9 protein-coding genes are annotated in these 11,467 nt (G+C 62.6%); 5 read left to right on the forward strand and 4 right to left on the reverse strand.

Annotation, left to right across the window (positions count from 1 at the left end):
* On the reverse strand, nt 1-909 hold the full coding sequence (locus tag ACVC5H_RS10220) for a LysR family transcriptional regulator (protein ID WP_489622198.1): 909 nt from the start codon (nt 907-909) through the stop codon (nt 1-3).
* Nucleotides 910-1,162: 253 nt separating this feature from the next.
* Between ACVC5H_RS10220 and aceB the strand changes: the two genes are divergently transcribed.
* Nucleotides 1,163-2,749 carry a malate synthase A gene (gene aceB, locus ACVC5H_RS10225; protein WP_489622199.1) on the forward strand — a complete coding sequence of 529 codons (1,587 nt, stop codon included), beginning with the start codon at nt 1,163-1,165 and terminating at the stop codon, nt 2,747-2,749.
* A gap of 144 nt (nt 2,750-2,893) precedes the next feature.
* On the opposite strand, the gene ACVC5H_RS10230 is transcribed toward aceB, so the two are convergent.
* The 3 genes from ACVC5H_RS10230 to ispD all read right to left on the reverse strand — a co-directional run bounded on the left by ACVC5H_RS10230 (nt 2,894) and on the right by ispD (nt 4,657).
* Nucleotides 2,894-3,100 carry a cold-shock protein gene (locus ACVC5H_RS10230; protein ID WP_006464465.1) on the reverse strand — a complete coding sequence of 69 codons (207 nt, stop codon included), beginning with the start codon at nt 3,098-3,100 and terminating at the stop codon, nt 2,894-2,896.
* A gap of 316 nt (nt 3,101-3,416) precedes the next feature.
* Nucleotides 3,417-3,920 carry a 2-C-methyl-D-erythritol 2,4-cyclodiphosphate synthase gene (gene ispF / locus ACVC5H_RS10235; protein WP_489622200.1) on the reverse strand — a complete coding sequence of 168 codons (504 nt, stop codon included), beginning with the start codon at nt 3,918-3,920 and terminating at the stop codon, nt 3,417-3,419.
* Nucleotides 3,917-4,657, reverse strand: a complete 741-nt coding sequence (gene ispD / locus ACVC5H_RS10240; protein WP_489622201.1) for a 2-C-methyl-D-erythritol 4-phosphate cytidylyltransferase — start codon at nt 4,655-4,657, stop codon at nt 3,917-3,919. The genes ispF and ispD overlap by 4 nt, the downstream gene beginning before the upstream one ends.
* A gap of 187 nt (nt 4,658-4,844) precedes the next feature.
* Here ispD and mfd point away from each other — a divergent pair, with 187 nt between their 5' ends.
* From mfd to ACVC5H_RS10260, 4 genes are all read left to right on the forward strand, one after another.
* Complete coding sequence (gene mfd / locus ACVC5H_RS10245; protein ID WP_489622202.1) at nt 4,845-8,282, forward strand: transcription-repair coupling factor; 3,438 nt, start codon at nt 4,845-4,847, stop codon at nt 8,280-8,282.
* 58 nt (nt 8,283-8,340) lie between these two features.
* Nucleotides 8,341-9,207, forward strand: coding sequence for a phosphoserine phosphatase SerB (serB, locus tag ACVC5H_RS10250; protein ID WP_489622203.1), 867 nt, complete (start codon nt 8,341-8,343; stop codon nt 9,205-9,207).
* 37 nt (nt 9,208-9,244) lie between these two features.
* Nucleotides 9,245-9,607, forward strand: a complete 363-nt coding sequence (locus tag ACVC5H_RS10255; RefSeq protein WP_145603708.1) for a hypothetical protein — start codon at nt 9,245-9,247, stop codon at nt 9,605-9,607.
* Between the two features lie 213 nt (nt 9,608-9,820).
* Nucleotides 9,821-11,446: a methyl-accepting chemotaxis protein gene (locus tag ACVC5H_RS10260; protein ID WP_489622204.1), complete on the forward strand. Its 1,626-nt coding sequence runs from the start codon at nt 9,821-9,823 to the stop codon at nt 11,444-11,446.
* Nucleotides 11,447-11,467 lie beyond the last annotated feature (21 nt).

Raw genomic sequence — 11,467 nt, forward strand, 5'->3', positions numbered from 1 at the left:
TCAGACCCGCTGTTTCCAGTAATCCTGCTGCGCATAGGCATGCCGCAGAAAATCCACGAAGGCGCGAATACGCAGCGGCAAATGGCGCCGCTGCGCAAATACCGCATAGATGGACGGTGCCGGAGCGGCAAACTTGTCCAGCACCGTCACCAGCTCGCCAGCTTCGATGGCTGCACCGACTTCCCACATCGAACGCCAGGCCAGGCCACGCCCGGCCAGCGCCCAGTTGTGCAGCACTTCGCCATCGTTGCAGACCATGTTTCCCCCGACCTTGTAGACGCTCACCTTGCCCGATTGCTTGAGGGTCCAGCCGCGCTGGCTGCCCTCGCTGCTCATGGCCAGGCAATTGTGGCGCACCAGTTCATCCGGGGTTTGCGGGGTGCCGTGGCGACGCAGGTAGGAGGGCGCGGCGACGATGACGCGATGGTTATCGGCCAGCTTCACGCTGACCAGGTTGGAATCGGTCAGCGTGGCGATGCGGATGGCCACGTCGATGCCTTCGCCGATGACGTCGGCGATGCGGTCGTTCAGGTTCAGGGTGAGCGTGACGTCGCGGTGCTCGGCCAGGAAGGACGGCACCAGCGGCGCCACATGCTGGCGGCCGAAACCGGCCGGGGCCGAGATCAGCAACTGCCCGCTGGCGCGCGCGCTGCGTTCGGAGACGGCCGATTCGGCATCTTCCAGGTCGGCCAGGATGCGCTGGCAGTCTTCCAGGAAGGCCGCGCCCTCGTTGGTGAGCACGATCTTGCGGGTGGTCCGCTGCAGCAGTTTGACCCCCAAACGTTCCTCCAGCGCATCCAGCCGGCGGCCGATCATGGCCGGGGCGATGCCCTCGGCGCGCGCAGCAGCCGAGAGGCTGCCGCGGGCGGCCACCTCGGCAAAGGTGGAAATCTGTTTGAACTGGTCCATGCGCTACCCCTTGAAAACGCCCTGGAACGGGCAGCAAAGCCGCGCCGGCCGTGGCCGGACGCGATTTGGGCATTATCCGCTCACTTGTGACTAAAACGCAAAGATAAATTGATAAAAGCTTTCACTCATATCGATTTGGTTTAAATATACTGCGTACATCAACTGTCTGATGAGACGCAAAAAGCTGCACGCTCTCAGGCACAATCATGAAAACAAGATCACCCAGTCCATTTTTCTTTTTGAGGAGTCCAGCATGACGCAACTGAAGCTGCCCACCGGCATGGAAATCTCCGGCGAGATCAAGCCGGGTTACGAGAACGTCCTGACCTTTGATGCCCTGTCGCTGGTCGCCAAGCTCTCGCGCGCCTTCGAAGGCCGCCGCCAGGAACTGCTGGCCGCCCGTGCCGAGCGCGTCAAGCGCCTGGACGCCGGCGAGCGCCCCGACTTCCTGAAGGAAACCGAATCCATCCGTACCGGCGACTGGAAGATCGCCCCCATCCCCGAAGCCCTGAAGTGCCGCCGCGTGGAAATCACCGGCCCGGTCGAGCGCAAGATGGTCATCAACGCCTTCAACTCGGGCGCGGACAGCTACATGACCGACTTCGAGGATTCCAACTCGCCGGTGTGGGATAACCAGATCAGCGGCCAGATCAACCTGTTTGACGCGATCCGCCGCACCATCTCGCTGGAATCGAACGGCAAGAGCTACAAGCTCAACGACAAGATCGCCACCCTGGTGGTGCGTCCGCGTGGCTGGCACCTGGACGAGAAGCACGTCACCATCGATGGCAAGCGCATCTCCGGCGGCATCTTCGACTTTGCCCTGTTCCTGTTCCACAATGCCAAGGAACAGCTGGCGCGCGGCGCCGGTCCGTATTTCTACCTGCCCAAGATGGAATCGCACCTGGAAGCCCGTCTGTGGAACGACATCTTCGTGATGGCCCAAAACGAGATCGGCCTGCCGCAAGGCACCATCAAGGCCACCGTCCTGATCGAAACCATCACTGCCGCCTTCGAGATGGAAGAAATCCTGTACGAACTGCGCGAGCACAGTGCTGGCCTGAACGCCGGCCGTTGGGACTACATCTTCTCCTGCATCAAGAAGTTCAAGAACGACAAGGACTTCTGCCTGGCCGACCGCGCCAAGGTCACCATGACCTCGCCCTTCATGCGCGCTTACGCACTGCTGCTGCTGAAGACCTGCCACAAGCGCGGCGCCCCGGCCATCGGCGGCATGAGCGCGCTGATCCCGATCAAGAACGATCCGGAAAAGAACGCCATCGCCATGCAAGGCATCATCAACGACAAGCGCCGTGACGCGACCGACGGTTACGACGGCGGCTGGGTGGCCCACCCGGGCCTGGTCGAGGCCTCCATGAAGGAATTCGTGGCCGTGCTGGGCGACAAGCCCAACCAGTTCGAAAAGCAGCGTCCGGACGTGGAAGTCAAGGCCGCCGACCTGCTGAACTTCCAGCCGGAAACCCCGATCACCGAAGCCGGCCTGCGCTACAACATCAACGTCGGCATCCACTACCTGGGTGCCTGGCTGGCCGGCAACGGCTGCGTGCCCATCCACAACCTGATGGAAGATGCGGCCACCGCCGAAATCAGCCGTGCCCAGGTGTGGCAGTGGATCCGCAGTGCCAAGGGCAACCTGGAAGACGGCCGCAAGGTCACCGCCGACATGGTGCGTGCGATGATCCCGGAAGAGCTGGCCAAGGTGAAGCAAGTGGCAGGCGATGGCCCGACCTATGACCGCGCGGCCAAGATCTTTGAAGAAATGTCCACTTCGGAGACCTTCGCCGAGTTCCTGACGCTGCCGCTGTACGAAGAAATCTGATTCAGATCCGCTTCAGTCCAAATGAAGATCCCCGCCGCTCGCAAGAGGGCGGGGATTTTTTTGAGGTCTGCTTCTTCACACTGTGAAAGCTGCAGACGAAAAAAATCCCCGACGTGTCGGGGATTTTTTATCAGCTAGAAAAGCTTAAGCAGCCGGAACGATGTTCGAAGCTTGCTTGCCCTTCGGGCCGGTGGTCACTTCGAAGGAAACGCGTTGGTTTTCCTTCAGGGACTTGAAACCATTCGATTGAATAGCCGAGAAGTGAGCGAACAGATCTTCGCCGCCTTCATCGGGGGTGATGAAACCAAAACCCTTTGCATCGTTGAACCACTTGACGGTACCAGTTGCCATTACGGACTCCTAAATTTAATTGATTGGGGCTTGCGCCCGGCTCTTTATCGTTACTCGGGAGGAATGACAGCGAAGAACCGCACTACCAGCTCGAATCCTAACGACGCGACGATTATACTCATTAAATCGAGAATGCAAGCCATTTTCGGTACGAAAGTTCAATTAAAAGTTTTAATGGTTTTTTTCGGTGCTTTAGATTTCCATGTGTGCCGGAAACTGGTGCATTGCATCGCCCGCAATCCCTTGTGTGGTGCGGGTTTCGGCGTGTCGGTGAGTGTCCTACGCAACACTGTCGGGCAGTTTCTGACAGGCCGTTTCAGCCGTTTTGGCGATGGATCAGCACAACCGCTTCGGTCGCAATCCCCTCTTCACGGCCCAAAAATCCCATTTTTTCGTTGGTTTTCGCCTTGATATTGACTTGTCCCTCAGAAATGCCCAGGTCGGCGGCCACATGGGCCACCATCATGGGAATATGCGGCGCCATCTTGGGGGCCTGGGCGATGATGGTGGCGTCCACGTTGCCGATGGCGTAGCCGGCCTCGGTCAGGCGTTTGGCAGCTTCGCGCAGCAGGATGCGCGAATCGGCGCCCTTGAACTGCGGGTCGGTATCGGGGAAATGGCGGCCGATGTCGCCCAGCGCGGCCGCGCCAAAGAGGGCGTCGGTGATGGCGTGCAGCAGGGCGTCAGCGTCCGAATGGCCCAGCAGGCCTTTCTTGTGGGCAATGGTGACGCCGCCCAGGATCAGCGGGCGGCCTTCCACCAGGGCGTGGCAGTCATAACCCTGGCCGATGCGGAAAGGGAAGGGGGAAGAAGCGTTCATGCGTGCGGACCTTTCAGGAAGAATTCGGCCAGCGCGGCGTCCTGCGCCAGCGTGACCTTGAGATTGCGGGGGCTGCCCTCCACCAGGCGCGGGCGCAGGCCCAGCATCTCGATGGCGCTGGCGTCGTCCGTGATCTCGCTCAGCCGGCCTTGCTCCTGCGCCAGGCGCAGGGCGCGCTGCAGCAGGGCGTAGGGGAACATCTGCGGCGTCTGCGCCGCCCACAGGCCCGCGCGCGGCACGGTCTCCTGCGAGCGGGAGGAAGCGGCGCCATCGCCGCGCTTGAGCGTGTCCACTACCGGCAAGGCCAGCAGGCCACCCACCTCATCGCCGGCCAGGGCATCGAGCAGACGGTCCAGCAGTGGCGCATCCAGTCCGGGACGTGCCGCGTCATGGACCAGCACCCAGTCGGCATCGCCCACCGTGTCGCCGATGGCGTTGAGCCCATTGAACACGCTGTCCTGGCGCGTCGGGCCGCCTGCGCGCAGGATGCTCACGCGTTGCAGCAGGGGCGGCGTCATCAGGGAATCGATCCAGCCATCCTCGGCACTGACCACGACAAAGGTATGGGCAATGCGCGCATGGGCGGCAAAGGTCTGCAGCGCATGCAGCAGCATGGGCTGGCCGGCCAGCGGCAGGTATTGCTTGGGGACCTGGCCGCCCATGCGCGCGCCCACGCCTGCGGCGGGGATGAGCGCAAAGTGGCGGGCCGGGGAAGAAGCGGACTGCGAAGGGTTCATGCCATGCACCTGGCCCCGGCACCCGCCTGGCGGCGGCCTGCGATGGGGCCTTCGTTTATAATGAGAGGCTGAATTCTAATGCCAATCCCTTGCAAGCGACCGGCATTTTGCGGCGCTGCCAGCATGGCCGCCGCCGCCGGGCCTGCGGCCGAATCAAGTCCAAACCAAGCCGATCCTCCCGATCCTGATGTCTTTTGACCCGAAAAAAAGCCTGCCCAAGGCAGGTGTCCGTTTCCAGCCTCCTGCCGTGCACGGTTCTGCCGATGCGTATCTGCTGGCCCAGGCCGCGCTGGCCCTGAGGGCCGAAGGGCGCATGCTGGCCGTGGTGGTGGCCGGTGCTACCGATGCCCAGCGACTGCTGGCCGAGATCCCCTGGTTCCAGCCCAAGGAGGGCGAGCGCCTGCGCTGCCACCTGCTGCCGGACTGGGAAACGCTGCCTTATGACGCCTTCTCGCCGCACCAGGACCTGGTGTCCGAACGCCTGGCCACGCTCTATGAAGTGCAGTCCGGCCAATGCGACCTGCTGATCGTACCGGCTACTACCGCCTTGCTGCGCATGGCCCCGCCGCAGTTCCTGGCGGCCTATACCTTCTTCTTCAAGCAGGGCGAAAAGCTCGACGAAGGCAAGCTCAAGTCCCAGCTCACCCTGGCCGGCTACACCCACGTGGGCCAGGTGATGTCGCCGGGCGAATACTCGGTGCGTGGCGGCCTGATCGACATCTTCCCGATGGGCTCGGTACTGCCGTACCGCCTGGACCTGTTCGGCGACACCATCGAGACCATCCGCACCTTCGATGCCGATACCCAGCGCTCGCTCTATCCGGTGCCCGAAGTGCGCCTGTTGCCGGGCCGCGAATTCCCCATGGACGAGGCTTCGCGCCTGGCCTTCCGCAACCGCTGGCGCGAAGTGTTCGAGGGTGATCCATCACGCTCGGCCATCTACAAGGACATCGGCAACGGCATCGCCTCGGCGGGTATCGAATACTACCTGCCGCTGTTCTTCGAAGAGACGGCTACGCTGTTCCAGTACCTGCCGGCCAATGCCATGTTCGCCACCGTCGGCGACATCGAGCAGGCCATCAAGCGCTTCTGGAGCGATACCCGCTCCCGATGGAATTTCCTTCACGCCGACCGCGAGCGCCCGGTGCTGGAGCCGCGCGCCATCTACCTGGATGATGAAGATTTCTTCACCCTGCTGAAACCCCACGCCCGCTGGGTGCTCAAGAGCGATGATGCGCCCTCGGCGATTTCGGCCCCGCTGCCCAACATCGCCGTCAACCGGCGCGCAGAGGATCCGCTGGTGAACCTGCGCAGCTTCCTCCTGAAGGGTGCCGAGCGTGTGCTGATCTGTGCCGAAAGCAATGGCCGGCGTGAAACCCTGCAGCAGTACTTTGCCGAATACGACCTGCATCCGGCGCTGTGCGATGACTGGAACGATTTCCTGTCCAGCAATGAGCCGCTGATGCTGGGTGTGGCCCCGCTGCATGCGGGCTTCGTCACTGCCGGCGGCCTTGCGCTGATCACCGAGACCGAACTGTACGCCGGCAGCGGCCGCCGTGTCGGCAGCCGCAAGCAGCAGGCCGCCACCGACGTCGAATACATGGTGCGCGACCTGTCGGAACTGAAGATCGGCGACCCGGTGGTCCACAGCAGCCACGGCATCGGCCGCTACATGGGCCTGGTCAGCATGGACCTGGGGGAGGGCGAGACCGAATTCCTGCATCTGGAATACGCCAAGGAAACCAAGCTCTACGTTCCGGTCTCGCAACTGCATGTGATCTCGCGCTACTCCGGTGCCTCGCCCGAAGATGCGCCACTGCATGCACTCGGCTCGGGCCAGTGGGAAAAGGCCAAGCGCAAGGCCGCCCAGCAGGTGCGCGATACCGCCGCCGAACTGCTGAACCTGTATGCCCGCCGCGCGCTGCGCCAGGGCCATGCCTTCCAGTATTCGGCGCATGACTATGAAGCTTTCGCCGACAGCTTCGGTTTCGAGGAAACCGCCGACCAGGCCGCGGCCATCAATGCCGTCATCAAGGACATGACCGGCGGCAAGCCCATGGACCGCCTCATCTGCGGCGACGTCGGCTTCGGCAAGACCGAAGTGGCCTTGCGCGCCGCCTTCGTGGCGGTGATGGGCGGCAAGCAGGTCGCCATCCTGGCGCCGACCACGCTGCTGGCCGAACAGCACGCGGCCACTTTCGCCGACCGTTTCGCCAACTGGCCGGTCAAGATTGCCGAGTTGTCGCGTTTCCGTACCGGCAAGGAAGTCACGCAAGCCATCAAGGGCCTGGGCGATGGCACCATCGATATCGTCATCGGTACGCACAAGCTGCTCTCCGATGAGGTGAAGTTCTCGCGCCTGGGCCTGGTCATCATCGATGAAGAACACCGTTTTGGCGTGCGCCAGAAGGAAGCCCTGAAATCGCTGCGCGCCGAGGTGGATGTCTTGACCCTGACCGCCACGCCGATCCCGCGCACCCTGGGCATGGCCCTGGAAGGACTGCGCGATTTCTCGGTGATCGCCACCGCACCGCAGAAACGCCTGGCCATCAAGACCTTCGTGCGCGCCGAGCAGGAATCGACCATCCGCGAAGCCTGCCTGCGCGAGTTGAAACGCGGCGGCCAGGTCTACTTCCTGCACAACGAAGTGGAAACCATCGCCAACCGCAAGGCCGCCCTGGAGCAGCTGTTGCCGGAAGCGCGCATCGGCGTGGCGCATGGCCAGATGCACGAGCGCGACCTGGAAAAGGTGATGCGCGATTTCGTGGCGCAGCGCTTCAACATCCTGCTCTGCACCACCATCATCGAGACCGGCATCGACGTGCCCACTGCCAACACCATCATCATGCATCGCGCCGACAAGTTCGGCCTGGCGCAGCTGCACCAGTTGCGCGGCCGGGTCGGCCGTTCGCATCACCAGGCTTATGCCTACCTGCTGGTGCAGGATGTGCAGGGCTTGTCCAAGCAGGCGCAGCGCCGGCTGGAAGCGATCCAGCAGATGGAGGAACTGGGCAGCGGTTTCTATCTCGCCATGCACGACCTCGAAATCCGCGGGGCCGGCGAAGTGCTGGGCGATCATCAGTCGGGCGAGATCCACGAGATCGGTTTCCAGATGTATTCCGACATGTTGAACGAAGCCGTGCGCGCCCTGAAGGATGGCCGCGAACCCGACCTCGCCGCGCCGCTCTCGACCACCACCGAGATCAACCTGCACGCCCCTGCGCTGCTGCCCAATGACTTCTGCGGCGATGTGCATGAGCGCCTGTCGCTCTACAAGCGCTTGGCCAATTGCGAGAAGCCCGATGCCATCGACGCCCTGCAGGAAGAGCTGATCGACCGCTTCGGCAAGCTCCCCGATGCCGCCAAGGCCCTCATCGAAACGCATCGCCTGCGCATTGCCGCCAAGCCGCTGGGCATCATCAAGATCGACGCGCATTCGGAGGCTGCGCTGCTGCAGTTCGTTCCCAATCCGCCGATTGATGCCATGCGCATCATCGAGCTGGTGCAGAAGAACCGCCAGGTCAAGCTCAATGGCCCCGACAAGCTGCGCATCACGGCCAGCATGCCCGATCTGAATGCCCGCGTGCAGCAGGTCAAGGCGACCATGAAGGCACTCACCGGCTGAACCGCTTCCTGGCCGCGTATTACCGACTCCAACCGCATCAACGAATCAACAGAACAACATGAACCTGATCCTGCAAGCTCCCAAGCACCACGCTGTTTCTTCTTCGGCCATCGAGACCATTGCGGAGTTGGCCGGTGGCCGCGCCGAACGCATCAGTGACAGCCGCGTGCCCAACGCCGATGCCTGGCGCGTGGCCGGGGTGAGCCTGGGCGATGCGCTCAAGGCCAGCATTGACGCCGCCTGCCTGCAGGCACGACTGGACTATGCCTTCATCGAGGAAGGCCGCAAGCTGACGGATTTTCGCCTGGTGGCCATGGACATGGATTCCACCCTCATCACCATCGAATGCATCGATGAGATCGCCGACATGCAGGGCTTGAAGCCGCAGGTGGCCGAAATCACCGAAGCCGCCATGCGTGGCGAGATCGAGTTCAACGAAAGCCTGACCCGCCGCGTGGCGCTGTTGAAGGGCCTCGATGCGGGTGCCTTGCAGCGCGTCTACGATGAGCGCCTGCAATTGTCGCCGGGGGCGGAGAACATGTTGAAAGCCGTGCAGGCCGCAGGCCTGAAGACGCTGCTGGTCTCGGGCGGTTTTACCTTCTTCACCGACCGCATGAAGGCGCGCCTGGGCCTGGACTACACCCATGCCAATACGCTGGAAGTGCTCGATGGCAAGCTCACCGGCAAGGTGGTCGGCGGCATCGTCAATGCCGACGAGAAGCGCGCGACGGTGGAGCGTGTCTGCCGCGAGATTGGCGCCGGGCCGGCCCAGGCCATCGTCATGGGCGATGGTGCCAATGACTTGCGCATGATGGGCATCTCCGGCCTGTCGGTGGCCTTCCGTGCCAAGCCGGTGGTGCGTGCTCAGGCCAGCGTGGGCTTGAATTTCGTCGGATTGGACGGCATCTTGAATCTGCTGGCCTGATGCTTGCGGCCGGTTTTCCCTCATTTCAGGAGACGCGATGAACCAGGAACTGGTATTCGATCCACAGACCCAAACCGGCCGTGATCTGGTGTGGTGGCTCTACCTTGCGCATGCCGCCTGCCTGGTGTTTTCGCTGGGCATGCTGTCGTGGCTGCCGCTGATCGTCAATTACCTCAAGCGCGGCGACGTGCGCGATACCTTCCTCTATACCCATCATCGCTGGCAGATCCGTTCCTTCTGGTGGTACCTGTTCTGGCTCTTTGCCGGTGGCGTGCTGTGGGCCACGGTGATCGGCATTCCACTGGCCATTCTGGTCTTTTCGCTGGCCTGGATCTGGAAGGCCTACCGTCTCATCAAGGGCTTCCTCGACCTGCAGGACAACAAGCCCATGCCGGTTTGATCCACCTGCTGCAACTCATCCGGAACGGCGCCTGCGGGCGCCGTTTTCCATTCCCGCAGGCGAAAAGAGATTGCAAGGGATAATGGTTATATTGAAAGATTTCAATGATAATCTCGAAGTATTTCTAAATAGCACTATACGAACTTTCGTTCATGCGCTGCCGAACCGGGAGCGAGGACGGGGACGTGCACTCCAAAAAGGGGGAACCTGCGCATGAAGAACTGGACGATCAAGCAACGCATCCTCGGGAGCTTCGGGCTCATCCTGCTGCTGATGGCACTCATGGCCGGCATTTCGGCGGTCAACCTGGGCCGCATCGAGAAGAGCGCCACGGCCCTGCGCGAGGATTCCACACCCGGCCTCTACTACAGCACCCAGATCAACGCGGCCTGGTACGAAAACCTGCTGATGACGCAGCAGATCATCCAGATCGACAGCAATGATGTGGAGCGCCAGGCCGACCTGATCCTGTTACGCCGCAATGGCGAGCGTCTGGACCGACTGCAGGACGATTACGACAAGACCGTCTTCAGCGACACCGACCGCAAGCTCTTCGAGCAATTCAAGGAGGCGCGCCACAAGTATCGCGCCATCGTCAGCGAGGTGCTCAAGATGGACTTCAGCCAGCGTGCGGCCATCGACAAGATCGTCAATGAGCAGATCCGTCCGCAGTGGCGCGCCGGTTACCAGTTCACCCAGCGCATGGTCGATACCAACAAGAGCATTGCCGACGATGCCGCCAGCCGCATCAGCGATGCCGTCACCTCCGCCCAGTTCGCCATGACGACTGCGCTCATGGCGGCCTTGCTGGTGGCGCTGGTGTGCGGTTTCTTCCTCATGCGGGCCATCAACGAGCCGCTGCAGAAGCTGGTGGGTCTGCTCGACATCATGCGTTCGGGCGATTTCTCCCGCCGCGTTGGGTGGGAGCGCAATGATGAGTTCGGCATGCTCGGCAACGGTTTTGACCGCATGACCGATGAGCTGACCAGCCTGGTCTCGCAGGCGCAGAAGTCTTCGGCGCGGGTGGCCACCTCGGTCACCGAGATCGCCGCCACCGCGCGCCAGCAGCAGGCCACCGCTGCCGAAACAGCCGCCACCACCACCGAGATCGGCGCCACTTCGCGCGAGATCCACGCCACCTCGCGTGATCTGGTGCGCACCATGAATGAAGTGTCGGTCGTCTCCGAACAGACCTCGGCCCTGGCCGGCAGCGGCCAGGCCGGCCTGACCCGCATGGGCGACACCATGCACAACGTGATGGAGGCGGCCGGTTCGGTCAGCGCCAAGCTGGCCATCCTCAACGAGAAGGCGGGCAACATCAACCAGGTCGTCACCACCATCACCAAGGTGGCGGACCAGACCAACCTGCTCTCGCTGAACGCGGCCATCGAGGCCGAAAAGGCCGGTGAACACGGACGCGGTTTCTCGGTGGTGGCCACCGAGATTCGCCGCCTGGCCGACCAGACTGCCGTGGCCACCTACGACATCGAAGTGATGGTCAAGGAAATCCAGTCGGCGGTCGCCGCCGGCGTGATGGGCATGGACAAGTTCTCCGACCAGGTGCGGCGCGGCATGCAGGATGTGCAGACGGCCGGCAGCCAGCTCTCGCAGATCATCGCCCAGGTACAGGCGCTGGCGCCGCGCTTTCAGATCGTCAACGAAGGCATGCAGGCCCAGGCCAGCAGCGCCGAGCAGATCAACCAGGCGCTGGTGCAGCTGTCCGAAGCGGCCCAGCAGACCGTGGAATCCCTGCAGCAATCGAGCCAGGCCATCGACGAACTGAACGTGGTCTCCAATGAATTGCGCAATGGCGTGTCGCGCTTCAGGGTGACGGACTGATTGCGGTCCCGTCGCCGCTCC

This window comes from Herbaspirillum sp. Her3, assembly GCF_057961275.1.